At 33.1% G+C, this 25,861-nt stretch carries 25 protein-coding genes and 1 tRNA gene; 16 read left to right on the forward strand and 10 right to left on the reverse strand.

What is annotated here, in order from left to right:
* Positions 1-2: 2 nt before the first annotated feature.
* The 3 genes from B3C18_RS03365 (at position 3) to B3C18_RS03375 (ending at position 3,408) form a co-directional block, all read left to right on the forward strand.
* Positions 3-1,748 carry a PspC domain-containing protein gene (locus B3C18_RS03365; RefSeq protein ID WP_291142380.1) on the forward strand — a complete coding sequence of 582 codons (1,746 nt, stop codon included), beginning with the start codon at positions 3-5 and terminating at the stop codon, positions 1,746-1,748.
* Positions 1,749-1,751: 3 nt separating this feature from the next.
* On the forward strand, positions 1,752-2,489 hold the full coding sequence (locus B3C18_RS03370; RefSeq protein WP_291142382.1) for a head GIN domain-containing protein: 738 nt from the start codon (positions 1,752-1,754) through the stop codon (positions 2,487-2,489).
* An 85-nt stretch (positions 2,490-2,574) separates the two neighbouring features.
* On the forward strand, positions 2,575-3,408 hold the full coding sequence (locus B3C18_RS03375) for a GIN domain-containing protein (RefSeq protein WP_291142385.1): 834 nt from the start codon (positions 2,575-2,577) through the stop codon (positions 3,406-3,408).
* A 156-nt stretch (positions 3,409-3,564) separates the two neighbouring features.
* Here the strand turns inward: B3C18_RS03375 and trxB are convergent, their stop codons facing one another.
* Positions 3,565-4,512 (reverse strand): thioredoxin-disulfide reductase, encoded by a 948-nt coding sequence (gene trxB, locus B3C18_RS03380; RefSeq protein ID WP_291142388.1) that lies wholly within the window; start codon positions 4,510-4,512, stop codon positions 3,565-3,567.
* A gap of 153 nt (positions 4,513-4,665) precedes the next feature.
* Here trxB and B3C18_RS03385 point away from each other — a divergent pair.
* The 3 genes from B3C18_RS03385 to B3C18_RS03395 all read left to right on the forward strand — a co-directional run bounded on the left by B3C18_RS03385 (position 4,666) and on the right by B3C18_RS03395 (position 7,520).
* A tRNA-Pro gene (locus B3C18_RS03385) sits at positions 4,666-4,743 on the forward strand.
* Between the two features lie 558 nt (positions 4,744-5,301).
* Positions 5,302-5,715, forward strand: coding sequence for a hypothetical protein (locus B3C18_RS03390; RefSeq protein ID WP_053472380.1), 414 nt, complete (start codon positions 5,302-5,304; stop codon positions 5,713-5,715).
* A gap of 14 nt (positions 5,716-5,729) precedes the next feature.
* On the forward strand, positions 5,730-7,520 hold the full coding sequence (locus B3C18_RS03395; RefSeq protein WP_291142392.1) for a hypothetical protein: 1,791 nt from the start codon (positions 5,730-5,732) through the stop codon (positions 7,518-7,520).
* Positions 7,521-7,590: 70 nt separating this feature from the next.
* Here the strand turns inward: B3C18_RS03395 and B3C18_RS03400 are convergent, their stop codons facing one another.
* Entirely contained in the window at positions 7,591-9,759 is a 2,169-nt protein-coding gene (locus tag B3C18_RS03400; protein ID WP_291142395.1) for a hypothetical protein, read from the reverse strand.
* A gap of 193 nt (positions 9,760-9,952) precedes the next feature.
* On the opposite strand from B3C18_RS03400, the gene B3C18_RS03405 reads away from it, so the two are divergent.
* The 7 genes from B3C18_RS03405 to B3C18_RS03435 all read left to right on the forward strand — a co-directional run bounded on the left by B3C18_RS03405 (position 9,953) and on the right by B3C18_RS03435 (position 15,930).
* A complete protein-coding gene (locus B3C18_RS03405) occupies positions 9,953-10,354 on the forward strand; it encodes a septal ring lytic transglycosylase RlpA family protein (RefSeq protein ID WP_291142398.1) in 402 nt (133 codons plus the stop codon).
* Between the two features lie 272 nt (positions 10,355-10,626).
* A complete protein-coding gene (locus tag B3C18_RS03410; protein WP_053472385.1) occupies positions 10,627-11,394 on the forward strand; it encodes a ParA family protein in 768 nt (255 codons plus the stop codon).
* Positions 11,395-11,399: 5 nt separating this feature from the next.
* Complete coding sequence (locus B3C18_RS03415; RefSeq protein WP_053472386.1) at positions 11,400-12,302, forward strand: ParB/RepB/Spo0J family partition protein; 903 nt, start codon at positions 11,400-11,402, stop codon at positions 12,300-12,302.
* The gene (locus B3C18_RS03420) at positions 12,302-12,862 is read left to right on the forward strand and encodes a DUF5683 domain-containing protein (RefSeq protein WP_291142403.1); all 561 of its coding nucleotides are present in this window, start codon (positions 12,302-12,304) and stop codon (positions 12,860-12,862) included. The genes B3C18_RS03415 and B3C18_RS03420 overlap by 1 nt, the downstream gene beginning before the upstream one ends.
* Before the next feature lie 39 nt (positions 12,863-12,901).
* Complete coding sequence (dapB, locus tag B3C18_RS03425) at positions 12,902-13,603, forward strand: 4-hydroxy-tetrahydrodipicolinate reductase (RefSeq protein ID WP_053472388.1); 702 nt, start codon at positions 12,902-12,904, stop codon at positions 13,601-13,603.
* A gap of 64 nt (positions 13,604-13,667) precedes the next feature.
* The gene (gene lepB / locus B3C18_RS03430) at positions 13,668-15,221 is read left to right on the forward strand and encodes a signal peptidase I (protein WP_291142408.1); all 1,554 of its coding nucleotides are present in this window, start codon (positions 13,668-13,670) and stop codon (positions 15,219-15,221) included.
* 94 nt (positions 15,222-15,315) lie between these two features.
* Positions 15,316-15,930 (forward strand): WbqC family protein, encoded by a 615-nt coding sequence (locus tag B3C18_RS03435; RefSeq protein ID WP_180860636.1) that lies wholly within the window; start codon positions 15,316-15,318, stop codon positions 15,928-15,930.
* A 49-nt stretch (positions 15,931-15,979) separates the two neighbouring features.
* Here B3C18_RS03435 and B3C18_RS03440 read toward each other — a convergent pair whose 3' ends face one another.
* The 8 genes from B3C18_RS03440 to B3C18_RS03475 all read right to left on the reverse strand — a co-directional run bounded on the left by B3C18_RS03440 (position 15,980) and on the right by B3C18_RS03475 (position 22,932).
* Positions 15,980-17,002 (reverse strand): endonuclease/exonuclease/phosphatase family protein, encoded by a 1,023-nt coding sequence (locus B3C18_RS03440; RefSeq protein ID WP_291142913.1) that lies wholly within the window; start codon positions 17,000-17,002, stop codon positions 15,980-15,982.
* A 46-nt stretch (positions 17,003-17,048) separates the two neighbouring features.
* Complete coding sequence (locus B3C18_RS03445; protein ID WP_291142414.1) at positions 17,049-17,912, reverse strand: rhomboid family protein; 864 nt, start codon at positions 17,910-17,912, stop codon at positions 17,049-17,051.
* Positions 17,913-17,953: 41 nt separating this feature from the next.
* A complete protein-coding gene (locus tag B3C18_RS03450; protein ID WP_291142417.1) occupies positions 17,954-18,766 on the reverse strand; it encodes a rhomboid family intramembrane serine protease in 813 nt (270 codons plus the stop codon).
* Complete coding sequence (gene mutL, locus B3C18_RS03455; protein WP_291142420.1) at positions 18,763-20,688, reverse strand: DNA mismatch repair endonuclease MutL; 1,926 nt, start codon at positions 20,686-20,688, stop codon at positions 18,763-18,765. Before mutL ends, B3C18_RS03450 begins: the two co-directional genes overlap by 4 nt.
* A 175-nt stretch (positions 20,689-20,863) precedes the next feature.
* Positions 20,864-21,241, reverse strand: a complete 378-nt coding sequence (locus B3C18_RS03460; protein WP_291142425.1) for a hypothetical protein — start codon at positions 21,239-21,241, stop codon at positions 20,864-20,866.
* A gap of 8 nt (positions 21,242-21,249) precedes the next feature.
* Entirely contained in the window at positions 21,250-21,822 is a 573-nt protein-coding gene (gene ribH, locus B3C18_RS03465) for a 6,7-dimethyl-8-ribityllumazine synthase (RefSeq protein ID WP_291142428.1), read from the reverse strand.
* 83 nt (positions 21,823-21,905) lie between these two features.
* Positions 21,906-22,685, reverse strand: a complete 780-nt coding sequence (locus B3C18_RS03470; RefSeq protein ID WP_180860657.1) for a tetratricopeptide repeat protein — start codon at positions 22,683-22,685, stop codon at positions 21,906-21,908.
* Positions 22,669-22,932 carry a hypothetical protein gene (locus B3C18_RS03475; protein ID WP_291142433.1) on the reverse strand — a complete coding sequence of 88 codons (264 nt, stop codon included), beginning with the start codon at positions 22,930-22,932 and terminating at the stop codon, positions 22,669-22,671. The genes B3C18_RS03470 and B3C18_RS03475 overlap by 17 nt, the downstream gene beginning before the upstream one ends.
* Positions 22,933-23,078: 146 nt before the next feature.
* On the opposite strand from B3C18_RS03475, the gene recF reads away from it, so the two are divergent.
* From recF to B3C18_RS03490, 3 genes are all read left to right on the forward strand, one after another.
* Positions 23,079-24,158, forward strand: a complete 1,080-nt coding sequence (gene recF, locus B3C18_RS03480; protein ID WP_291142436.1) for a DNA replication/repair protein RecF — start codon at positions 23,079-23,081, stop codon at positions 24,156-24,158.
* A gap of 255 nt (positions 24,159-24,413) precedes the next feature.
* The gene (locus tag B3C18_RS03485; protein WP_291142439.1) at positions 24,414-25,112 is read left to right on the forward strand and encodes a thioredoxin domain-containing protein; all 699 of its coding nucleotides are present in this window, start codon (positions 24,414-24,416) and stop codon (positions 25,110-25,112) included.
* A 10-nt stretch (positions 25,113-25,122) separates the two neighbouring features.
* Positions 25,123-25,800: a DUF2461 domain-containing protein gene (locus B3C18_RS03490; RefSeq protein ID WP_291142442.1), complete on the forward strand. Its 678-nt coding sequence runs from the start codon at positions 25,123-25,125 to the stop codon at positions 25,798-25,800.
* The last annotated feature ends 61 nt before the right edge of the window (positions 25,801-25,861 follow it).

Raw genomic sequence — 25,861 nt, forward strand, 5'->3', positions numbered from 1 at the left:
TCATGAACAAAACAGTAAATATTAACTTAGGCGGTATGTTTTTTCACATCGATGAAGATGCATATTTAAAATTGACACGCTATTTTGACGCTATAAAACGATCACTTAACAACTCGTCTGGACAGGATGAAATTATTAAAGATATCGAAATGCGTGTTTCTGAATTATTAACAGAAAAACAAAAAAGCGAGAAACATGTTGTTGGACTGAAAGACGTTGACGAAGTGATTGCGGTGATGGGACAACCTGAAGATTATATCATTGACGAGGAAGAAAAATCAAATCAGTCTTTTAATAATTATAGTGGAAGAAGTCACAAAAAATTATACCGTGACAAAGAAAATGGTATGATTGGCGGTGTTGCAACTGGTTTGGCTCACTATTTTGGAATTGATGCTGTATGGATCAAAATCGTATTCTTAATATTCGTTTTTGCAGGTTTTGGAACTGGGATTTTAGCTTATTTCGTTCTTTGGATTGTAACGCCTGAGGCTATTACAACTTCTGAAAAACTAGAAATGACAGGTGAACCGGTTACGATTTCGAACATTGAAAAAAAAGTTCGTGAAGAAATAGATTCATTGTCTGATAAATTTAAAAATGCAGATTATGACAAAATGGGAAACCAGGTAAAGTCGGGAGCTGAGAGAATAAGTAGTTCATTTGGAGACTTTATCATCACGGTTTTTAAAATCTTCGCTAAATTTTTAGGAGTAATTTTAATCATATCTGGTATTGCGGTTTTAATCATGTTAATGGTTGGGGTTTTTACCTTAGGAACGAATGCTTTTGTTGATTTCCCTTGGCAGAATTTTATTGAAGCCGGAAACTTTACAGAATATCCTATTTGGTCTTTTGGTTTATTAATGCTTTTTGTATTTGGGATTCCGTTTTTCTTCTTAACATTATTAGGATTTAAATTGTTGTCTCCAAACTTAAAATCAATTGGTAACATTACAAAATATACTTTATTAGCCGTATGGATTATTGCTCTTGCAATCGCAATTAGTATTGGAATTAAACAAGCTACAGAGATCTCTCGCGACAATAAAGTGGTAGAAAAGAAAATAATTGGTATTACTCCAAAAGATACTTTGTATGTAAAATTCAGATACAATGACTATTACGCTAAAGATTTATATCGCCACGGAGATTTTCAATTTGTACAGGATTCAGCTGGAAATGATTTGATCTATTCAACAGATGTTCGTTTACATGTTTTACGTACTGATGAAGCTTCTCCTTATATTCAGATAGAAAAAAGCGCTAGAGGAAATTCATTAACTAACGCTAAAAAAAGAGCAGAAAAAATCAATTTTAAATACCAGGTTAGTGGAAATCGTTTAATTTTGGATAATTATTTTCTGACAGATGTTAAAAACAAATTCAGAGGTCAGGAAGTAGATGTGTTCTTATATTTACCAGAAGGTCAATTATTTAAACCAGATGCATCAATACAAGAATATGATGATACTGACGATAATTTCTTTAACTTACACTTTAGCGGAAATTACAACTATAAAGTAGAAGGTTCAAAAATTAAATGTTTGAACTGCCCTGCAGAAGAAATGGACGATGAAGATCATGACGGAGATTATAATGAAGATTACAATGAAGAAAATCATATTGAAAAAGATACTGTAAACGAAGTTTCTATTAAAGTAAATGGAAAAGAAATTTTAAACGGTAAAAAAACTAACGGAAAGCTAACCACTGATAAAAACGGAGTTATAATTAAAATTAACTAAGCCATGATAAAAATAATCATTCATATTACGAAATTTGTTATTGCCACAATTACTGCACTATTGTTTGCTTCATGTAATGACTTTAACATGAAAACAATTGAAGGCAGCGGCAATGTAACGACTGAAAAAAGAATTGTTCAGGGAGATTTTAAAAACATCGAAGTAAGCAATGCAATAGATTTGGTTATTCAGCAATCTGATTCGGTAGACATTACAGTTGAAGCTGATGATAATTTGCAGAAAGAAATCATTACAAAAGTTGAAAACGGAACTTTGATCATTGAATGCAAATTCTCTTCTTTCCGTAACGTAACTCAGAAAAAAGTAACGGTAAAAATGCCTCATGTGAGCAGAGTTGAAGCATCGAGCGCTGCGAGTGTGTTAAGCAAAAATACACTTCAGGGAGAAAACATAGAATTAGAAACTTCAAGTGCAGCTTCAATGCATGTAGATGTAGAGTCTGATAATATTTCTTGTAATTCAAGCAGCGGAAGCTCAATTGACATTAAAGGAAAAGCATTAAAAGTACAGACTTCAGCGTCAAGCGGATCTTCAATCGAAGCGGGAAAATTATTAGCAAATGACGTTGATGCCGATGTTTCGAGCGGAGCAGTTATAAATGTTCATCCAATTTTAAAATTAAAAGCACAAGCGAGCAGCGGCGGGAACATTAACTATAACAATGTTCCAAAGACTATCGAGAAAACAGCAAGTTCTGGAGGAAGCGTTAGTCAAAGCTAACATTTTTAAACTGTTAAATATAAAAGAAATCATTCATCTAAAGTGGATGATTTTTTTATATTTGTCAAAATCAAATCTAAAATAAATGAAAAAAAATACAGCCCTGTTCCTACTGCTTTTGGTTACAACATTAACTTTTGCTCAAAAGAGAGAAAAAGTAAAAGGATCTAAAATTGTAACTACCTCTATTAAAGACGTAGGAAGTTTTGATGCTCTTGAAGCCGATGATAATATTGAAGTTTATCTTGAAAAAGGAGAAAAAAACGAAATCAAAATTGAAGCCGATGACAATCTTCATGAAATCATTGGAATGGATTTAAGAGATAAAACGCTTCGTTTATACACATCAAAAGAAAGTACAATTTTCAAAAAGCTTTCTGTAAAAATCACTTATACGAGTTCATTAACTAAAGTAATTGCAAAAAATGAGGCAAAAATTTATGCCATTCAGGAAGTTCAATTAGATGATATTACTTTTAGTAGTTTTGATTATTCCAGATTGTACCTGAATGTTAATTCAAAAAAATTCAATTTAATTGCTGATGACAAATCAAGAACAGAATTAAACTTAAAAGCTGATGACGGAAGTTTACAATTGAGCAAAAGTTCTTCTATTAAAACTTTGGTTTCTGCCACTAAATTTAAATGTGATTTGTACCAAAAAGCAAATGCTACTATTGAAGGAATTGCCGAAAAAGCGACAATCCGTTTAGATAATAATTCGGTTTTCACTGGAACAAAATTTACTTTGAAAGATGCGAATGTAACGGCTGAAAGTAATTCTGTTGGAAGTATTTTAGCCGAAACTACGGTTTCTATTGCCGTTGGTGATAAAGCAGAATTATCTTTATTCGGAAATCCAAAAATTGAATTAACTCGTTTCTCTGAAGAAGCTAAGCTGATTAAGAAAATTAAATAATTTGTTTCAAGTTTTCTTTGTTTCAGGTTTCAAGTTGAAAATAGGAACGCTAATTATAAAAAAAATCCCGGTCTAAAATTTAGACCGGGATTTTTTATTTTTAAGTTTTACGTTCCAATAACTTGAAACAAAAAAAACCTGAAACCTGAAACAAACTTAATCCTTTGAAGCTAAATAACGTTCTGCGTCAAGTGCAGCCATACAACCAGTACCTGCAGCAGTAATTGCCTGACGGTAAACGTGATCTGCAGCATCTCCGGCTACGAAAACACCTGCTACATTTGTATTCGAAGTTCCCGGTGTATTTATGATATATCCGGTTTCGTCAAGAGTGATGTAATCTTTAAAAATATCTGTGTTTGGTTTGTGACCAATTGCTACGAAAAATCCTGTTGCAGGAATTTCAATAGTCTCACCAGTTGTTTTATTTAAAGCTTTAATAGCATGTACTACATTTGAATCTCCTAAAACTTCAACAGTATCGTGATTCATTAAAATCTCGATATTTTCTGTTTTACGAACACGTTCTTCCATAATTTTTGAAGCTCTGAATTTCTCGCTTCTTACTAACATCGTTACTTTTTTACAAAGTTTAGATAAGTAATGTGCTTCTTCACAAGCAGAATCTCCTGCTCCAACAATGACAACTTCTTGATTACGGTAGAAAAATCCGTCGCAGACAGCGCAGGCAGAAACGCCGCCTCCCATATTTAAATAATGCTGTTCTGATGGTAATCCCAAATATTTAGCTGTAGCACCTGTAGAAATAATAACAGTTTCACAGTGCAATTCGATTGAATCGTTAATCCAAACTTTATGAATATCTCCAGAAAAATCAACTTTTGTAGCCCAGCCATCACGAATATCAGCACCAAAACGTTTTGCTTGTTCTTGTAACTGAACCATCATTTCTGGTCCTGTAACACCATCAACATAACCAGGGAAATTTTCTACTTCATTAGTCGTTGTCAACTGACCTCCAGGCTGCATACCTTGATATAAAACCGGATTCATGTTTGCTCTGGCTGCATAAATTGCTGCAGTATAACCTGCAGGGCCAGAACCTATAATAAGGCATTTAATTTTTTCTATTGTATCTGACATAATGTGTATTGTTTTTTTGTGATGCAAATGTAAACTTTATTATAAAAAATAACACCGAAAATAAATCTGAAATAGCTATCTCAAAATAAGTTTTATTTATTTTGAAATTTTCCTTTTGTAAACGAATTTTATTTATATCTTTGCATCCGCTTTCGGGGTGTAGCGTAGCCCGGTTATCGCGCCTGCTTTGGGAGCAGGAGGCCGCAGGTTCGAATCCTGCCACCCCGACCAAAAGTCTTTTCATTTACTTGAAAAGACTTTTTTTTTGCAACAAACTGAAATATAAAATCATAGAATAGAACGGTTATCACGTCCCGACTAAAATCTTTCCATTTACTTGGAAAGACTTTTTTTTTTGCAATAAACTGAAAAATAAAATCATAGCATAGAACGATTATCACATCCCGATTGAAAATCGGGAAGACCACAGGTTCTCCAGAAAGCTTTCGGGATTGCCACCCCGACCAAAAGTCTTTTCATTTACTTGAAAAGCCTTTTTTTGCTTTAAACCCAACTTACAATTGAAAGGTTATCGCGCCACTATTTAACTTTTTATATTCCTAATTCAACCTTTTCAAAACAATTAAATATCTTAGAGTAAATTTCAAACATTACTTTTAATTAAAAATCAAGTATTTATACTTGTTTATTTCTTTACAATAATAACGAGATTTGACATTTATTAGTAAAAAGAAATTGTAAATTTCATTAAAGAAGTTTATCCAAATTAGATTAAATTAAAATTCATTTTCATTTGGTATTAACATAAAAAATAAAACATTATTAGCTATGATTCAAAACTTTACACTTTCAAGCACAAATGCAGAAGATGCAACTAGTACATTAAGTGAACTTATTTCGGACCCATGGACATTTCTTGTTGTTTTAGGAAATAGTACTGAAGCGCAAAATGCTTTACAAATTTGCTATAAAAAAATAAACTCAGGCCATCCATATTACAAAGGTGTACGCTGTATACATATTCCAATTCCTTCTTTAGTATTACCTTTATTAAAAAGTCTACGTGTAAAACCTGAGGTTCAAATTGACTGGAATAATTCACAAAATTACCTAATAACTTGCATATCAGCAGTATACAACAATATAGGATATATTTATTCCGCTCAAAATTATTTTAATATTCCAGAAGCTAAAACAGACCGATTAGTTCTAAAAGCGCTTGCAGCCGATTTATCCATTTAATCTTTAATAAGTTTATGAAAAAAATACTCTTCTTATTATTGTTAACCATTGGCACACAATACATGGTTAAAGCGCAAGACCTGTTTAAAGTAACAGAAAAAGATCAAGATGGTAATTGGCTTGATGCAAATGGTAATGCTAAGACAGATTATATAAATAATCGAATAGCAGATATTAATAGCGTCCTCATGATTGATATTGAAACCGAAAATATCGTTTCGTCTTACGCAAACAATAAAGGCCTGCCTCAAGAAATTGCTACTAAAATTACGGCTTTAAAAAATGTTCTTAAAACTGAAAAAGATGTACTCGAAAAAATAGACAATCTTATAAATCGTATTGACTACAGCAGTTATTCAAAAAATCCTGAAGCCATTCATAAGCAATTAAAAGATTTACAAATACTTGCGGAGTTAGTTGACAATATCAGTTTAATTGACAAAGACATTGATAATATTGCTGACAGCTTTTATGATCAAACAGGAACCGATGGCATGTTCTCAAGATCCTATATGGCTGCGGCTGTAGTTCTAAAAAGAGAACAAGCAAAACTTTTCGATTATGCAAAAGAAGAAGGTGTATCTATAAAATTTGGCGCATGGCTTATTACTAAACGTGAAAAAATCCCTTTACACATTGATGGTTTTGACAACATCGCCCCTCAACAACAATACGAAGTTGAACGTTGGGCAATATCTTTAACACCTGAGCAGAAACAAGAACTTGCAGATTTACAGAAATATTCAAAAGAAAATAGAGATAAAGGACTGGATTTAATAAACCAAATGACTGATATGCAAATTAAAGCCATTAAAGATTTAGCTTGGACAGAATATACCGGAATTGCCGATCAAATAAAACTGGAAATAAAAAAATTGGAATCCGACCCTAGTGTGGAGGATATTGTACAAAAAGCAAAGACATTAGCAAGCGATATTGAAACCTTTAAAAAAGATGCGGAAAGACGAATAGCTTATTATAAAAATCTAAAATTTCAAAAAGGAGAAAATATTACTGATTTGGTTTCTAAAATCACATCAGACATTACATATTTTTCTACAACTTTAGAAACTTTAAAGAAAAAAGCTTCTGATTTAAAATCTAGTATCAATAGAACAGCCATTAATCTTTCTCCAAATATCACCAATACCTTTTCAGCTATTGTTGCAAATTTTACAACTAAAATAGACGCAATAAACAATTTAAACAACACAACCATTAAAGATATCATCGAAGGACGCAAACTCGATGCAGCAGCATTAGAATTTAGCGATGCTGTTTTAAAATTATCTTTAACTGAGATAAAGAAAAACTTTGAATTCGATCTTACCAATGCGGGTTATCGCGAGGAAGGGAACCGAGTAGCATTAAAATTTTCCGTATATGATAAAAGCAGCAATCTTGAAATAAAAACTCAAATAAGAGAAATATATTTATTTAAGGTTTTAACTCACGTAATAAGTACTGTAGGAATTGTTTTTGCAGACCCCTTTACGCCAACAGCCATACAAACGCAATTTCAAATGGCTCCATATTACAATCTTTTGTTCAAAGGATGGATTGACAAAAAAAAACGAAGAAAATCCATAACGTACAATAAACTATTGGACTGGGGTATTGGCTTACATGTATCTGCACCAGATTTCGACAAAGATGATGTTCCTGAATTAGGTGCGGGAATAGTAATTACAGCACTGCATGATTATGTTCAAAGCGGTATCGCTTATAACATCTTCACAGGAGATCCGTATTGGTTTTTTGGATTACGCATACCAATGCCGAGTTTTGGAAGCAATAACCAATAAATGATAATAATAAAAAATGACAAGGTTTTCGAGCCTTGTCATTTTTTATTTCAAAATATCTATATCTTATTTATTTCTCCATAACAATATAAGCAGGAAACGATTCCTTATTAGGCAAATTAAATTCTTCGTCAAAAGGCTGTGTACCTTCACTATTATTATATAATGCCACACGTTTTACACCAGTTGCAGTGCTTCCGCCAATACTATTAATAACATTTTGGATATTTCCCGGCCCGGCAAAACGAGTAATACACATTTTTTCAAGTTTTACATTTGGACTATTAGGCGCTTCAAAGCCATTTTTCTTATTCACATTTCCATCTGTTCCTGTAAAAACTGCATAAGAACCCATTCCTATACTGTGATAGTCTTTTACAGTATTGGCTATTTTAAATGCTGCATAACCATCAACTTTACCTCCTTGACTACTCCAGCTTGCTTGATTTGGAGCATCATAAGGCGGTTCGTTTTGGAAGAAATAAGTTCTGCCGCGTTCTCCAAGCCATAAAACTTCATATTCCTGAAAGTGTTCTGTAAACAGCGCATAAAGTGTAACATCATTTCCTGTAACGATAAGTCCGTTTTTACATCTGTCTCTTATCCATCGCAAATCTCCGCCTTTCTGCGAACCATGATCAGCACGCCATAACCAGAAATGGTCGCCCACAACATTACTGCTGTTTATTTGCATAGCAGTATGTATCTGAATATTTTTTGACTGAACCCCGCCCACTCTACAAGTAATATCTGATAGTAATATAGGATTTGTAGCATGGTCTGCTTTTGCACCTTCTTCACCAATTCTAACCTGATATGTTGTACTATTAAATGAATCTGTAAGAAGTCCGGCAATGATAATTCCGTCTTTATCATCGGCATAAATACATCCCCAAGTATTTTTCTCAGTAGGTTCTAATGTTACCGAAGCTATACCTGCACCAAGAAGAATTGCATCTTTTCTATTTACCTGAATAGGCGCATTCAATGCATAATGTCCCGGAGTGAAAAATATATTTTTACCTGCTTTTAACGCATTATTAATTTCTACATCGGTGTCACCTTCTTTAGCAACATACCAATCGGTAAGTAAATCTTGAACTTTACCTTTCCCCATATCTGTTGACGACCATGAAACTCCTACTCTATCTTTTTGCCATGCCGGAACAAATACTTTGTATTCACCATCATTATCTATAAAAAGAAAAGGTTTTTCTCTTATAATAGGTGTCGTAGGAATTGGAGAATTGGTATCATCAGCTTGTGGAGGATTAACGCAGCCTTGCCAAACCATATTATACGAGCCTCCCATAGCTCCCGACCCCGAAGGAAAAACAGCATTTCTAGTGTACCATTGCTGTTGTCCAGCCCAGTTTGGTCTGTTTGATGTATAATGAGTATCGGCAATAAAACCACCGCTGCCCCAAAAATTAGTATTTCCAATATCTGAAATATATTTCGAAGTACTTTCAATCAATATTCTTCGTGCGCTGGTTGATTGAGAAACTGTCCATGCAAAATCACGCATTACCTCTACATTTTCTACAGAACGCCAAAATGTACACGTAGCATTTGCTCCACCAGAAAGGTGAGGTCTTGTAAAAATAGAACCCAATTTAACATCTGACGGTACTTTTCCTAAACCTCCAATGTGAGAGTAGAATCCTAATTCAATTGAGTTAGCTTCTGCCGATGATGCTGAACCTGAACCGCCTGAATCGTAAGTTTGACCATTAACGTTTGCTTTTAAATAATAGGCCTGACGTTTCGTAGTCCATTCGCCGTTTGCTCCACCCAGACCAATAGCACTAAATTGTGAATTAATATCATTTTTGGCCGTTTCAGCTTTTTCATACTTTCGATCATAGAAATACATATTGCTGCCAAAAATTTGATTCTCTAACGAAAGCAGTATTGTTATATCGTTACGAGTTATTTTATAATAATTCTCGTATTTATTTTTATTCGGTTTATTATCTGTAAACGTTAATTTAGAAGTTGAGCTCACCGATACAAAATTAGATGCCAGACGACTGCCTCCCCTTGTAATCACATAATTTCCCGAAGAACCAAATGCAGGCCAAGATAATGTTATATTATGTTTTATCTTATTGTAAACAATCTTGCCTTCTATCTTATTTTCTAGTACTTTTTTATTAGATGAATTAGATGTTGCAAAACTGCATAGAATCAGCATAAACGCAAACGCCGTAAATACTGAGGTTAACTTTTTAATCATAAAAATTGTTTTTGGTTTAATAGTTTTTTAGGGATTCTAAAGTAGTCATAATCCTTAACCTATATTTTTCAATTTTCTTATCAAAAACTATACAACGAGACCAAATAATGCCTTTTAATAGCATAAATAAACCGTATAGCATATTCTCATTTTTTTATAATAGATTTTTTTTGCGCCCAATAGAAATTAGAAAATGAAAATATTAATACTCTATATTGCTTTAGCTTTTTCAGGAATAGCAGCAGCGCAGGAAGTTCCAAATGATACAGACTTAGATATCGAAAACGGCCAGTATGTTTTATATAAAGAACATGCACATGCTTCTTATTATCATGATAAATTTAATGGACGAAAAACGGCCAGCGGTAAAAAATTCAATAATAATGATCTGACTGCTGCTCACAAAAAACTTCCTTTTGGCACAAAACTTAAAATCACAAACGAACAAAATAATAAATGTGTTATTGTAGAAATAACAGATCGCGGTCCTTTTGTTAACGGAAGAGAAATTGACCTAAGCAAAAGAGCTTTTATGAACATTGCTTCAAATAAAAAGAGCGGCGCACTTACTGTAACAATTGAAATTATAAAATAAAGCCCTCTTCATTATTTATATTACCTAAGATTTAGGAAAGAAAACCTCAATGTGATCATTTCTGTAAAGTAAAATTTAAATCCATACGTTTTTACTTCAAAATAGCATTCACGATAACCAAAATCTTGTTTGTAATTCTGCTCAAAACTCAAATTAATTTCTGCCGAACACGCACGAAACAACGATTAAGCGAAGTTTCACAAATGTTAACAAAATAGATTTTCAAAAACCATAAATAATTGTATTTTTACGGTTCAAAATTCAGAAAATAAATGGGCAAAATCATTGCGATTGCTAATCAAAAAGGAGGCGTTGGAAAAACTACAACATCTGTAAATCTTGCAGCCTCATTAGGTGTTTTAGAGAAAAAAGTATTATTGATCGATGCTGATCCTCAGGCTAATGCTACATCTGGCCTTGGAATTGACGTAGAATCTGTTGAACTTGGAACTTACCAAATTCTTGAACATACAATAACACCAAAAGAAGCCATTTTAAAATGTTCGGCTCCAAATGTTGACGTGATCCCTGCTCACATTGACCTTGTTGCGATCGAAATCGAATTGGTCGACAAAGAAAATCGTGAGTACATGCTTAAAAAAGCATTAGAAGAAGCAAAAGAAGAATATGATTTCATCATTATCGATTGTGCGCCTTCATTAGGTTTATTAACCTTAAATGCTTTAACAGCTGCCGACTCAGTAGTAATCCCTATTCAATGTGAATATTTTGCACTTGAAGGATTAGGAAAATTATTGAACACTATAAAAAGTATTCAAAAAATTCACAACCCTGATCTTGACATCGAAGGATTATTACTTACAATGTATGATTCAAGATTACGTTTATCTAATCAGGTAGTTGAAGAGGTTCAAAAACACTTTAACGATATGGTTTTTGACACCGTTATTCAGCGAAATGTTAAATTAAGTGAGGCCCCAAGTTTTGGAGAAAGTATCATTAATTATGATGCTACAAGTAAAGGTGCGGTTAATTACATTAATTTAGCTCAAGAAATTATAAAGAAAAACAGTAAATAGTTTTTATGACAAAAGCAATTAAAAAACAAGCCTTAGGAAGAGGATTATCAGCGTTATTAAAAGATCCGGAAAACGACATTACATCAGTAGAAGACAAAAATGCTGATAAGGTTGTTGGAAATATTATTGAGCTTGAAATAAGTGCTATCGAAATAAATCCGTTTCAGCCTAGAAGCAATTTTAATGAAGAATCATTACGCGAATTAGCCACTTCTATTAAAGAACTTGGTGTAATTCAACCTATTACTGTTCGAAAATTAGACTTTAATAAATACCAGTTAATTTCTGGAGAACGTCGTTTACGCGCTTCAACTTTAGTTGGCTTAACTCATGTTCCGGCTTACATTCGTATTGCTAACGACAATGAGTCTCTTGTTATGGCATTAGTTGAAAATATTCAGCGTCATGACTTAGACCCAATCGAGATTGCACTTTCTTACCAGCGTTTAATTGATGAAATTCAATTAACACAAGAGCAAATGAGCGAGCGCGTTGGAAAAAAACGTTCTACAATTGCCAATTATTTACGTCTTTTAAAACTGGATCCAATTATTCAAACTGGTATTCGCGATGGTTTCATTAGTATGGGACACGGTCGTGCTATCATTAATATTGAAGATTTAGACGTTCAGACTGATATTTACCAAAAAATCGTAAGTCAAAATTTATCTGTTCGTGAAACTGAAGCCTTAGTTAAAAATTATCACGAAGGTCAGCAGCCAAAAGCAGAAGGAAAACCTAAAGCTGAATCTTCATTTGTGGTTAGAGAAACACAAAAAAATACTTTTAATGATTATTTTGGTTCGAAAGTTGATATAAAAGTCGCTGGTAACGGAAAAGGAAAAATCACAATTCCTTTTAATTCTGAAGCCGACTTTAATCGAATTATAAAATTAATAAACGGATAGTGAATAAAATTGTCCCCATAAGTCTATTGTTCTTTCTCATAGGAACCGTTTCTCTTTTTGCCCAGGTAAAAAAAGACACGGTTTTAGTCGTTAAAGACACAACTGCATTAATAGAAATAGATCCGCTTACGCCTGCAAAGGCTGCTTTTTACTCGGCTATTTTACCTGGCTTGGGTCAGGTATACAATAAAAAATACTGGAAAGTTCCATTAGTTTACGGAGCAATTGGTACGAGTTTATACTTTTACATTGATAACAATAAAAAATATCATGATTATCGTGATGCCTACAAACGAAGACTTGAAGGCTATAATGATGATAAATATAAATTTTTAGATGACAGCAGACTTATTGCCGGTCAGAAATTTTATCAGCGAAACAGAGATTTATCTGCCTTATTTGTTGTTGGATTTTACGTTTTAAACATTATTGATGCCAATGTTGATGCAGCTTTGATTCAATTTAACGTAAACGAAAGATTATCACTTCGTCCAGAAATTTATCCCGCCGATGTAACATTTAAACCAAACGTCGGACTAACTTTTAATTATCGTTTTTAAGTAGTTTCTTCTATTTAAAAATTCACAAATACATACAAAATGAAAATTGCGCTTTTAGGATACGGAAAAATGGGTAAAGTAATCGAACGAATTGCTTTAGAAAGAGGTCATGAAATTGTTTTAAAGAAAGACGAATTCAACACATACGACGGACTTTCGACTGCAGATGTTGCGATTGACTTTAGCGTTCCGTCAGCGGCAGTCGACAATATTTCTGCATCTTTTAATGCTAATGTTCCTGTAGTTTCCGGAACAACCGGATGGTTAGAACATTACGATGAAATGATTGCTCTTTGCAACGAGAAAAAAGGAGGTTTTATCTCCAGCTCAAATTTCAGTTTGGGAGTAAATATTTTCTTTGGATTAAATGAATATTTAGCCAAAATCATGAATCAATTTGATTCTTATAAAGTTACGATGGAAGAAATTCACCACATTCATAAATTGGATGCTCCAAGCGGAACTGCGATTTCTTTAGCGCAAGGTGTTATTCAAAACAGTGACTATTCTAACTGGACTTTAGATGAAGCAAAAAAAGGTGAAATTCATATTGAAGCTAAAAGAATTGGAGAAGTTCCGGGTACACATACCGTAAACTACGATTCAGCTATTGACAGCATTGAAATTAAACATACCGCTCACAATCGTGAAGGTTTTGCTCTTGGTGCTGTTATCGCTGCAGAATGGCTTGCCGGAAAGCAGGGAATTTTCACTATGAAAGATGTATTAAACTTACAATAAATTGATAAAAGTTCTGGATTAAACAAATATTCAATCCCGAATTTGAAACTTAAAATACTATATTATGACTCTTTACTCTTGGTTCGTATTTTTCTTAGCTGTTCAAATTATTCATTTCGTTGGTACTTGGAAATTGTATCAAACAGCAGGAAGAAAAAGCTGGGAAGCGGCAATTCCGGTATATAATTCAATTGTTTTAATGAAAATTATCGGCCGACCAACCTGGTGGACATTATTACTTTTCATTCCAATTATCAACTTGATTATGTTTCCGGTTGTTTGGGTTGAAACACTTAGAACCTTTGGTAAAAAATCAACTTTAGACACTATTTTAGGAATTTTTACTCTCGGCTTTTATATCTACTATGTAAATTATACACAGAAATTAGAATATAACGCTGACAGAAAATTAACTCCTGAAAACAAAACAGCTGATACGGTAAGCTCTTTACTTTTTGCAATTATTGTTGCAACTTTAGTACACACTTACGTTATTCAGCCTTATACGATCCCAACTTCTTCCTTAGAGAAATCGTTATTAATTGGAGATTTCTTGTTTGTAAGTAAGTTAAATTATGGTCCAAGAGTTCCTATGACGACGGTTGCATTACCAATGGTTCATGACTCTATTCCATTAACGAAAAGAAAATCTTATTTAAGCTGGCCTCAACTGCCATATTTCAGACTTCCTGCTTTTGAACAAATAAAAAGAAATGACATTGTGGTATTCAACTGGCCGGTTGACACGGTACATTATTTTTATGAGCCAAAAGGAAGACCGGGCGTTATTAAGCCAATCGATAAGAAATCAAATTATGTAAAAAGATGCGTTGGTATTCCTGGCGACAGTTTATCAGTTGTAGACGGCTTTGTATTCATTAACGGAAAAAAACTTATTTTACCGGAAAGAGCAAAACCACAATATTCTTATTCTGTGGCTTTAGACGGCAAAACATCTATTGATTTTGAATCTTTATTTAAAGAATTAGATATTACAGATCCTGCAGGTTTTAGATCTGAAAAAAGAGACACGCTTTATTTTAGAGCCTTGACAGATGCAAGCGCTGAACGTTTGAGAAACACTCCGGGTGTTACTGCTGTAAAAAGAGAAATTGACAAAGGAAATGACAATGCTCTTTTCCCGCACATCAACAAATGGAACCAGGATAATTTTGGCCCAATTTATATTCCTGAAGCTGGTAAAACAGTTGCTTTAACCAATACATCTCTTCCGTTTTACAAAGAAATCATCACAAATTACGAAGGAAACACTTTAGAGTTAAGCGGTTCTAAATTTATCATAAACGGTAAAGAAACTAACACTTACACCTTCAAACAAAATTACTATTGGATGATGGGAGACAATCGTCACAACTCTGAAGATAGTCGTTATTGGGGTTACGTTCCGGAAAATCATATCGTAGGAAAACCGGTTTTCATTTGGATGAGCTGGGATACAAACGGAAAAGGTATCAACAAAATTCGCTGGAGCAGAGTTTTCACTACTGTTGACGGTGAAGGACAACCGCAATCGTATTTCAAATATTTCCTAATTATTCTTGCACTATACTTTGTTGGAGAATTCTTCTGGAGAAAAAGAAAACAGAATAAAGCATAAAAAATAAAAAATGTTATTTTTGTTTCAGGTTTCAAGTTTCAGGTTCTTTGCGAACGTGAAACTTGAAACCTGAAACTTTTAAAACAAAAATCAAATGAATTCCCTATTACTTCCTACATATTTCCCATCAATTAGCCACTTTGCAGTTATGGCTCAATCTGAGAATATAACTTTTGAAATGGAAGATAATTTTCAAAAGCAGACGAATAGAAACAGAACTTATATCTATAGTCCGAATGGAATTCAATTATTAAATATTCCTGTTAAGCATTCTAAATCTGCACATCAGAAGACAAAAGATGTATTGATCGAAAATGAATTTGACTGGCAGAAACAGCATTTTAAATCCTTAGAAGCTGCTTACAGAAGTTCTCCGTTCTTTGAGTATTTTGAAGACGATATCGTGCCTATTTTCGAAAAGAAACATACTTTCCTGATGGATTTAAACATGGAAGTTTTTGATACAGTTACAAAGTGTTTACGAATGAAATTAGAATTTGGTAAAACGGCTGAATATTTTCATGAAGTTGAAAATATTTCTGATTTTAGATATTTAGCAAACGGAAAAAAAGATCAAAATTCTTTTGAAAAATACACTCAGGTTTTTGATGACAAACATGGTTTCATCAATAATTTAAGTGTTTTAGATTTACTTTTTAATGAAGGTAAGTTTGCAATGGATTATTTAAAAACTCAGAAAATAATATGAGTTAAAAGTTATGAATTATGAATNNNNATTCATAATTCATAACTTTTAACTAAAACTGATCAATCGAAAGTCTCGTCATTATTGGATAATGATCTGAGTTTTCGAAATCAGAAAAGCTTTCAAACTGCTTTACTTTCATTTTAGTATCGGTGAAAATATAATCGATTCGGGCTGGATAATACTTAAATTTATAAGTTGCCCCAAAGCCTTCTCCGGCTTCTTCAAAAGCATCTTTAAGTTTTCCCTTAATATTTCGGTAAACGTATGAAAACGGACTGTTATTCATGTCTCCACAAATAATAATCGGGTATTTACATTGCTTTATATGCTCCTTAAAAATTTCGGCCTGCTCCTGCTGCTGCGTAAACCCTTTACTGATTCGGGCATAAATACGCTGTGATTTCTGTTGATTTACTTTATCAATATCATCAGAAATCTCACTTACGTCAGGAGAAATTTTAATAGACTGCAAGTGCATATTATAAACACGTATAATGTCTTTCCCGCGTTTAATATCAGCATAAACCACATTATTATCTGATTTTGGAAAAATAATATTTCCCTCGTTTATAATAGGGAATTTAGAAAAAATAGCCTGTCCGGTCTTAATTTGGTTTCCTTCAATAAAAATATAACGGTGCGGATACACTTTTAAATCTAAATGCGCGGAGTTTGAATACTCCTGAACACACAAGATATCAGGATCTTTTTCATCTATAAATGTTTTAATATTTTCCGGAATATCATCACGGTCCAGCCATTTGAAAACATTAAAAAGACGTACGTTATAACTCATTACAGAAAAATCTCTTTCGTCTTTTACATATTCTTTTGCAGAGAATTTATAGAATTTGCTGATAAAAGTAATTCCGGTAAGCAAAACCAAACCAGATAAAATAAGTCGTTTTTTAAACTGAATTGCCCAATATAAAAAGAAGAGCCCATTTGCAACAAAAAAGGCCGGCATGAACAAAGTAAGCACCGATAAAAGCGGAAAGCTCTTAGGTGCTAAAAACGGTAAAATATAGACACTAAATGTGAGCACAGTCAGTACTATATTCAAAAAGAACATTATTTTATTAAACCACGAAAGGTTTTTCATATTTTCTTGCTAAGGATTATTTTCCTGCTTTAAATAAAAACTCTTTTTCTTCTTTTGTCAGACAATCGTATCCCGACTGGCTGATTTTATCTAAAATCTCATCAATTTGCTGCTGCGTTTTGTCTTTTGTAACAATTCTTGATGTAGCTTTTTCTGTAGGTTTTTTGTAATTTTTATGAACTTTTGTAAATGGGGTCGTTGGGGATTTTCTAAAAAGATTTGCAAAGAAATCTAATGTTCTAGAAACAATAATACTTAAATCAGTACCATTCTGAAGTAATTTTATATAGGCAAATCCAAAGAATGCACCAGCCAAGTGCGAAATATGTCCGCCCATATTGCCAGAACGTAATTGCACTAAATCTAAAACCAAGATTACAGCCGTTATATGCCAAAGCTTTACGTTTCCAAATAAAAGCAAACGAACATTCATTAATGGAGAATAGGTCGTAGCAGCAACTAAAATTGCCATTATTGCAGCCGATGCCCCAACTATTGAAGCAGAAGTCCCTAAAACATAAAAACTTAAGACAAAAACAACTCCGGCAAAAAGAGCACTTAAAAGATATAGACCCAAGTATTGTTTTTGATTAAAAAAAGTCAAAAACAAATTACTTGCAAAGTTTAAAACCAACATATTAAATAACAGATGCCAGAAATCGAAATGAAAAAAAGCGTAAGTTAAAAATGTCCAAGGCTTAAACAAAAAGACTTGTGGATCTGAAGACAGAGCCAGCCAATTTGGGTAAGCAAATGCCCCAGCAAAATTCGGCCAGAAAAAAACTAAAGAAATAAGAAAACAGGCAACATTCCAATAAATAACCCGCATCGCAATGCCGCCTAATTTATATTGAAGTTTCAAATCGTCAAGAATATTCATAAAGTCTTCTTTTGGTTTTTAAATTTAATTAAAGTTAAAAATTAATTCCATCGATTGTTATTAAACTGATTTTTTTTCCAGTATAACATCATTAAAAAACCAGCAACCGCACCACCAATATGTGCAAAATGAGCAATTCCTGTTCCTCCGCTTCCGAATAATGAACTTCCTTTAAATCCTAAAAATAAATCTACTGCTAAAATTCCAGGCACAAAATATTTCGCTTTGATTGGAATTGGAATAAAAATCAAACCAAGCTGCGCATTAGGAAACATAAAAGCAAAAGCCGTTAATAAACCATAAATTGCTCCAGAAGCTCCTAAAACTGGAGACTGCATAATTCCACCAGCTTGTGCCAAAGCATTAAATTGTTCTTGAGTACAATGTGCTTTATTTAAAATAGCTGCAATATCCCCTTGTACCATTTTACCACTGGAATCAAATAAAGACTGATAATCTGCATTTAAAATTAAATGAAGTTCTGATTTTGATAAATTCAAATTAGAGACAGAATCTAAAATAGACTGTAATTGCAGGTAATTCACTCCTGTATGAAGCAATGCTGCTCCAAGTCCGCAGGAAATGTAGAAAAACAAGAACTTCTTACCTCCCCAAAAATGCTCTAACGGAGAACCAAAACTATATAATGCGAACATATTAAATAAAATATGAGCAAAGTTTGGTAATGGCGCATGCATGAACATATGCGTAATGATCTGCCAAGCCCTAAAATCATTACTTTCCGGATAATATAATGAAAAATATTCATACGAAACTGGCACTAACTGAGCGCCAATAAAAAATATAATATTAATAATTAGCAGTTGTTTAACCACTGGAGTCATATTCATCATAAGGCAAACTTTTTATCTATATCTTCAACACGCATGGTAATGAAGGTAGGTTTTTGAAAAGGTGAAATATTAGGATCTTTACAAGCAAACAAACCGTTTACTAGATTGTCTTGTTCTTTCTCGGTTAAATAAGATCCGGTTTTAACCGCTAAACTTTTTGCCATTGATTTAGCAATGGTATCATTTTGACTGTAACTACTTGCCGGAATTCCGTCTTCCAAATCGCTTAATAATTGTTCGATTACAAGAGAAACTTCGCTTTCGGTAATGTTTACCGGAATTCCCGAAATTACAATATGATCTGTTTTGGCTTCTTCAAAAATAAATCCGGTTGTTTCTAACGAAGGTTTTAATTCTTCGATTAATTTCATTTCTGTAGAAGAATAAAATAAATCTAAAGGAAAAAGCAATTTCTGACTTGAAGCCTGATTCACAGTCATATTCAACAAAAAATGTTCGTATAAAATACGTTGATGCGCGCGCTGCTGATCAACAATTATCATTCCTGATTTTATTGGAGAAACGATATATTTTTTATGAATTTGATACGTTTTTTGAGTTGCCTGTTCAACTTCATCATCATTAAATAAAGAAGAGGTTACTTCTTCGTTTTCGAATGTAAAGGGTGAACTTTCAATACTTTCTACATTTTCTACATCTAATCCAACATACAAACTTTCCCAGCTTACTGTTGGTTCTACTCTTTTTGAATAACCTGAATAAGACGAAGATGAATTTGAAGAAGAAGATCCAGAGCTATAACCAGAACTTGATCCTGAACCCGCTTTTGCATAATGCTGATTCGTTTTATCATCTGTAAACGGATTAAAAGTTCCATCAACCTGAATTGTTGGTACTTCTGCTTCTACATCTTTATAATGATAAGGTGTATCTAAATTTGAATCTCTGTCAAAATCTAAAACCGGAGCCACATTAAACTGACCTAAACTATGTTTAATCGAAGCTCTTAAAATAGCATATAAGGCTTGTTCATCATCAAACTTAATTTCGGTTTTTGTGGGATGAATATTGATATCGATTGTATTTGGTGGTACTTGCAGATATAAGAAATAACTTGGCTGAGAACCATCTTTCAAAAGTCCGTCGTAAGCTGCCATAACCGCATGATGCAGATAACCGCTTTTGATGAAACGGTCGTTTACAAAAAAGAATTGTTCTCCTCTATTTTTCTTGGCAAATTCTGGTTTGCAGACAAATCCCTGAACGTTTATAATTTCTGTATCTTCATTTACAGGAACTAATTTTTCATTGGTTTTACCAGACATAATCCCAACGATACGCTGACGATATCCTGCTGCGGGAAGATTATACAATTCGCTTCCGTTATGATAAAAACTAAAATGAATATTTGGATGTGCCAAAGCTACACGCTGAAATTCATCCATAACATGGCGAAATTCAACTGTATCTGATTTTAAGAAATTACGACGCGCTGGGATATTAAAAAACAGGTTTTTAACAGCAAATGATGTTCCTTTTGGCAAAACTGCCACTTCCTGCGAAACAAATTTACTTCCTTCAATAATAATATGAGTTCCGAGTTCGTCCTGCTCTTGTTTTGTTTTCATTTCCATATGCGCAATTGCCGCTATAGAAGCTAGTGCTTCTCCGCGAAAACCTTTTGTAGCAAGGGAAAATAGATCTTCGGCCTGACGAATTTTTGATGTAGCGTGACGTTCAAAACACAAACGTGCATCTGTAACGGTCATTCCTACACCGTTATCAATAACCTGAACTAATGATTTGCCGGCATCTTTTATAATCAATTTAATATCAGTTGCCTTTGCATCAACAGCATTTTCTAACAGCTCTTTTACGACTGAAGCGGGTCTTTGAACCACTTCTCCAGCAGCAATTTGGTTAGCAACGTGATCAGGAAGTAATTGAATAATACTCGACATTGAAAATTTTAGATTGTAGATTAACGATTTAAGATTTTTGATTTAAATCTAAACCAAGCAGCACAAATTTAGTGAATTTCTACTGGCTTTTTAAATATGTGAAATCATAAAAAAAACAAAAAACCTATACTATTGTGACACAGTATAGGTTTTAATATTTTTAAAACAAATGTGTTTATTCTGTAATATAAAAGTGATTTCCTAGTATATCTTTTAATCCTACTAAAACCAGCCAGACAAAAGTTACAAAAAGCAATATTCCATATCCGGGTTTTAGACGACCAAGAGTCATATAAACAAGAAAAAGAGCAAATATGAATGAGCTTATACCTACTATAAAGAGAAAAAATCTATTAGAATCTTCTTCTCTAAATTCATTAATAGCAACTATTGCGATACAAACTGCATAAACCCAAATAAACATACTTATTGGAGAATCTGAAGAATCTGGATAACGTTCTAATATATTAAAGGAACTCCAGAAAATAAAAACACTTAACAGAATTCTAGAAATTGCCCAAAAGACTCTTGTTTTACAGAAAAACTCATCCATAGATATTTTTATTCGTTCTCTATTTTTCTTGGAGAATCTTCTATCTGAAGTGCTCCAGAAGTCAATAAAGGTTGATTAAAAGGATGCGAAATTGAAGCTTGCTGGCGAATGTATGCCATTTTTATGGCAGCAATTGCAGCTTCGGTTCCTTTGTTTCCGTGAACACCGCCGCTTCTGTCAATAGACTGCTGCATGTTATTATCTGTTAAAACACAAAAAATAACCGGAATATCAGTTTGAACATTCAAATCTTTAATTCCCTGCGTTACACCTTCACAAACAAAATCAAAATGTTTAGTCTCTCCTTGAATTACACATCCAATTACGATTACTGCATCAACATTTTGCGTTTGAAGCATTTTTTTTGCGCCATAAATAAGCTCAAAACTCCCTGGTACATTCCAGCGAATAATTTGCTGCGCAGGAACATCACAATCAACTAGTGCGTCAAAAGCGCCATTGTAAAGTCCTTCTGTTATAACATCGTTCCACTCAGAAACAACAATCCCAAATCGAAAGTCTTTCGCATTTGGGATTGTGTTTTTATCGTATTCTGATAAATTTTTATTTTCGGTAGCCATCTTTAATATTTTAGATTTTTGATTTTAGAATTTAGATTCTTAAAATACAAATCTACAATCTTAAATCTAAAGTCTAAAATTTTTTATTGTGCTAATCCAATCAAAGCATCAACAGCACCAGCTTCTGGAGTTGCATCGAAGTTGTCTTTAATATCGTTTAGATATTTTAAAGCGTCTTCTTTTTGACCTAAAGCGATAGCCGTTTTAGCAGCTTTTAACAAGAAACGAGGTGTTGTAAAATCGTTTTTGTTAGCTTCAGCAGCTTTTACATAATAGTCTAAAGCTTCTTTTTGATTGTTTTTTTGAGAGTAAGCATCTCCAATTGCTCCTTTTGATAAAGCACTTAAGATTAAATCATCTGATTTAAATTCTCCTAAATACTTAATAGCATCATCAAATTTACCTGTATTTAAATATGCCATACCAGCATAGTAATTTGCTAAATTTCCAGCGTCAGTTCCAGAATATTCGTCAGCGATTTTCACAAATCCGAATTTACCTTCAGATCCGTTTAATGCTAATTTATATAATGAATCACTTGCAACACCATCAACAGCTTTTTGAAAGTTCTGTTGTGCAACAAACATTTCGTTTGCAGCTTCGTCTTGTTTAGGATTTTCAATAAATTTTTGGTAAGCCAAATAACCAATAGTAGCAACTGCAATACCAGCAACTAAACCAATAATGATTTTTTGATTTTTAGCAACCCAATCCTCCGTTCTTGAAGCAGTTTCGTCTAATTTAGAAAAAACACCAGCTGTTGTGCTGTCTTTTTCGTCAATGATTACCTGTTGTTCTTCATTTACTTCTTTAACTTCCTTCTCTTTTGGTGCTTTATATCCTCTTTTATTGTAAGTAGCCATTTAAAATTAATTTAGTGAACGGCAAAAATAAAATTTTTCTTGAAACTGTGGCATAAAAAATCAAATTTATCACTATTTTAAAACAAATATTTTTAATAACGCTAACTCCTTTCGCATCAGCACCAAAATAAATCAACTTGAAACGCACCAAAAGTCCTTTATATCGATAATTTTCGATAATTTGCACCCTCAAATTTTTGATGATTTCAAATAACACTTTTTTTGAGCTAAAACTTTTTTTTGCCACTGATTTCAGGGATTTACACAGATTAAAGAGTCTCTGTAAAAAAATCTTTTTAATCATTTTATCCCGATAGCTATCGGGAGTGACAGAAAAAAGACAGCGAATTAATAGAAAAGCATCAAATTTTACCTTTTTAGCGTCTCTTAAAAATGCATTTAAACAAAATATCTTTATTCAATTATAAAAATTTCGCTGAAGCCAGTTTTGATTTCGACATCAAGATCAATTGTTTTGTTGGAAAAAACGGAATTGGAAAAACCAACGTGCTGGATGCCATTTATCATTTGGCTTACGGAAAAAGTTATTTTAATCCGCTGGCGGTTCAAAATATCAAACACGGAGAAGAGTTTTTTGTTATTGATGCCGAATTAGAAAAAAACGACAGAACAGAACAAATTGTCTGCAGTTTAAAAAAAGGACAAAAGAAGGTTTTAAAAAGAAACGGAAAGGCTTACGATAAATTTTCAGATCATATTGGTTTTATTCCGCTCGTAATTATTTCTCCGGCCGACCGAGATTTAATTGTTGAAGGAAGCGAAACACGCCGTAAATTTATGGACAGTGTTATTTCGCAGTTAGATTCGACTTATCTGCATCAGCTTATTCAATATCAAAAAGTAATTGTGCAGCGAAATGCACTTTTGAAATATTTTGCGCTCAATCATACTTTTGATAATGATACCTTATCTATATATAATGAGCAGTTAAATGAATACGGAAAATCGATTTTTGAAAAGCGAAAAGATTTTCTGGAACAATTTATACCTATATTTAATATACATCATCAAACCATAACGGGTTCTGAAGAAACGGTTCAATTGGTTTATGAAAGTCATTTATTCGAAAAAGATTTATTGACACTTTTACAGGAAAACATCAATAAAGACCGTGCGCTGCATTATACAAGTTCTGGAGTTCACAAAGACGATTTATCTTTTGAAATTGATTCGCATCCCATAAAAAAATTCGGATCGCAGGGACAGCAAAAATCTTTTTTGATTGCGTTAAAACTGGCTCAGTTTGAGTTTTTAAAAAAACAAAGCGGTGTAAAACCTATTTTATTATTTGATGATATTTTTGATAAACTGGACGAAACCCGTGTTGCCAAAATTGTAGAAATGGTAAATAGTGAAACTTTTGGACAGCTTTTTATTTCAGACACGCATCCTGAACGTACCGAAGCTATTGTAAAAATGACGCATCAGAGTTATAAGGTTTTTAATTTGTGATTCAATGTTTGCCACGAATTTCAAGAATTAGCACGAATTTAAAATTAACGGGACGTAAAACTTTGACAAAGTTTTGAACTTTGTCAAAGTTCTGCGAAGTCAACAGCAATTAAAAAATTCGTGCTAATTCGTGAAATTGCTTCGCCTGTTCGCTATCNNGCTATCGCTCGGGTCGTGGCAAAAGAAAAACATCAATTTGAAATTCAAAAATGAAAAATCACTACTTTAGCAACAATCATTTTTAAAATAAAGACTATGAAATTCCCCAAAATTTTATTTCTGCTTGTTTCAATTTTGCTGCTTTCGTGCAACAAAGAAAAAACAGTTTCTTTTGAATCTGTAAATGCAAAGAATTTTGCAGATAAAATCAAAAACACCGAAAATCCACAAATTTTAGATGTTCGAACTCCAGATGAATTTTCATCAGAACATATTGAAAATGCTGCAAATGTAAACTGGAACGGCGAAGATTTTGAATCGAAAGCTGCTCTTTATGATAAATCGAAACCTGTTTTTGTATATTGTTTAAGTGGAGGAAGAAGCAAAAAAGCGGCTAAAAAATTAAACGAATTAGGTTTTTCAAAAGTTTACGAGTTAGACGGAGGCTTTTTAAGCTGGAGCGAGGAAGGATTGTCAAAACCGTCAGATGCTCAGATTGGAATGACAATGGAGGAATTTAATAATCTCGTACATACAGACAAAAAAGTTTTAGTCGATTTTTATGCCGAATGGTGCGGCCCGTGCAAACAAATGGAGCCTTACATTTTAGAAATGCAAAAAAACATGGCCGATAAAGTGACTATTATAAGAATTGATGTTGATCAAAATAAGACCTTAGCAACTCAATTAAAAATTGACCAGCTTCCTACTCTGGCTTTGTATCACACCACAAAAGGAATATGGAAAAAAACGGGTTTTATAAGTGAACAAGATTTAAAAAAACAACTGCAATAAATTAAGAAATATGCTTACGAAAGAATCATTGCAATTTTTAGACGATTTAAAAAAGAACAACAATAGAGATTGGTTTCAGGACAATAAAAAGCGTTATGAAATCTTCAAAAAAGATTATCATCAATTAGTGAGCGATTTTCTGGATGTAATGAAACCGCTTGATCCTTCGCTGGAATTATTAGAGGTTAAAAATTGTACGTTTAGAATTAACCGAGATATTCGTTTTTCTAAAGATAAATCTCCTTATAAAGCACATTTAGGTGTTTGGCTTTCATCTGGCGCAAAAGGCTTAAACCGTTCCGGATATTATGTTCACATTGAAAAAGGCGCTAGTTTTATAGCTGGTGGATTTTATTCGCCTGAAGCGGAAGATTTGAAAAAAGTCCGCAAAGAAATTGCTTTTTTCCATGACGATTTGGAAGCAATTGTAGCCAATAAAGACTTTAAGAAAGAATTTGGAAATTTAGATTTTGACGAAAATAATTCGCTTAAAAATCCGCCGAGAGGTTATGAAAAAGATCATCCGGCAATTGAATTTTTAAAGCTGAAAAGTTTTACAGCTTCTCAAAAATATGATATTTCTGAAGTGACTCAAAAGGACTTCGTTTCAAAAATGAGTAAAAAACTGATTGCTTTAAAACCTTTAAACGAATTCATAAATCGTGCTTTAGACACTGATGAATCTTAATTTTATCTGCCACAGATTTCACAGATTAAAATGATTTTTTTTGCCACGAATTTCACGAATT

It is taken from the genome of Flavobacterium sp. UBA7680 (genome assembly GCF_002482975.1).
GTDB lineage: Bacteria > Bacteroidota > Bacteroidia > Flavobacteriales > Flavobacteriaceae > Flavobacterium.

What these genes read in the sequence shown, in the direction of transcription:
- B3C18_RS03395 (WP_291142392.1), top strand. Translation starts at nt 5,730, where the DNA reads ATGAAAAAAATACTCTTCTTATTATTGTTAACCATTGGCACACAATAC.
- ribH (WP_291142428.1), bottom strand. Translation starts at nt 21,822, where the DNA reads ATGGCTACCGAAAATAAAAATTTATCAGAATACGATAAAAACACAATC.
- dapB (WP_053472388.1), top strand. Translation starts at nt 12,902, where the DNA reads ATGAAAATTGCGCTTTTAGGATACGGAAAAATGGGTAAAGTAATCGAA.
- B3C18_RS03470 (WP_180860657.1), bottom strand. Translation starts at nt 22,685, where the DNA reads ATGGCTACTTACAATAAAAGAGGATATAAAGCACCAAAAGAGAAGGAA.
- mutL (WP_291142420.1), bottom strand. Translation starts at nt 20,688, where the DNA reads ATGTCGAGTATTATTCAATTACTTCCTGATCACGTTGCTAACCAAATT.
- B3C18_RS03410 (WP_053472385.1), top strand. Translation starts at nt 10,627, where the DNA reads ATGGGCAAAATCATTGCGATTGCTAATCAAAAAGGAGGCGTTGGAAAA.
- B3C18_RS03415 (WP_053472386.1), top strand. Translation starts at nt 11,400, where the DNA reads ATGACAAAAGCAATTAAAAAACAAGCCTTAGGAAGAGGATTATCAGCG.
- B3C18_RS03370 (WP_291142382.1), top strand. Translation starts at nt 1,752, where the DNA reads ATGATAAAAATAATCATTCATATTACGAAATTTGTTATTGCCACAATT.
- B3C18_RS03485 (WP_291142439.1), top strand. Translation starts at nt 24,414, where the DNA reads ATGAAATTCCCCAAAATTTTATTTCTGCTTGTTTCAATTTTGCTGCTT.
- trxB (WP_291142388.1), bottom strand. Translation starts at nt 4,512, where the DNA reads ATGTCAGATACAATAGAAAAAATTAAATGCCTTATTATAGGTTCTGGC.
- B3C18_RS03400 (WP_291142395.1), bottom strand. Translation starts at nt 9,759, where the DNA reads ATGATTAAAAAGTTAACCTCAGTATTTACGGCGTTTGCGTTTATGCTG.
- recF (WP_291142436.1), top strand. Translation starts at nt 23,079, where the DNA reads ATGCATTTAAACAAAATATCTTTATTCAATTATAAAAATTTCGCTGAA.
- B3C18_RS03460 (WP_291142425.1), bottom strand. Translation starts at nt 21,241, where the DNA reads ATGGATGAGTTTTTCTGTAAAACAAGAGTCTTTTGGGCAATTTCTAGA.
- B3C18_RS03490 (WP_291142442.1), top strand. Translation starts at nt 25,123, where the DNA reads ATGCTTACGAAAGAATCATTGCAATTTTTAGACGATTTAAAAAAGAAC.
- B3C18_RS03440 (WP_291142913.1), bottom strand. Translation starts at nt 17,002, where the DNA reads ATGTTCTTTTTGAATATAGTACTGACTGTGCTCACATTTAGTGTCTAT.
- B3C18_RS03445 (WP_291142414.1), bottom strand. Translation starts at nt 17,912, where the DNA reads ATGAATATTCTTGACGATTTGAAACTTCAATATAAATTAGGCGGCATT.
- B3C18_RS03405 (WP_291142398.1), top strand. Translation starts at nt 9,953, where the DNA reads ATGAAAATATTAATACTCTATATTGCTTTAGCTTTTTCAGGAATAGCA.
- B3C18_RS03435 (WP_180860636.1), top strand. Translation starts at nt 15,316, where the DNA reads ATGAATTCCCTATTACTTCCTACATATTTCCCATCAATTAGCCACTTT.
- B3C18_RS03375 (WP_291142385.1), top strand. Translation starts at nt 2,575, where the DNA reads ATGAAAAAAAATACAGCCCTGTTCCTACTGCTTTTGGTTACAACATTA.
- lepB (WP_291142408.1), top strand. Translation starts at nt 13,668, where the DNA reads ATGACTCTTTACTCTTGGTTCGTATTTTTCTTAGCTGTTCAAATTATT.
- B3C18_RS03365 (WP_291142380.1), top strand. Translation starts at nt 3, where the DNA reads ATGAACAAAACAGTAAATATTAACTTAGGCGGTATGTTTTTTCACATC.
- B3C18_RS03390 (WP_053472380.1), top strand. Translation starts at nt 5,302, where the DNA reads ATGATTCAAAACTTTACACTTTCAAGCACAAATGCAGAAGATGCAACT.
- B3C18_RS03450 (WP_291142417.1), bottom strand. Translation starts at nt 18,766, where the DNA reads ATGATGAATATGACTCCAGTGGTTAAACAACTGCTAATTATTAATATT.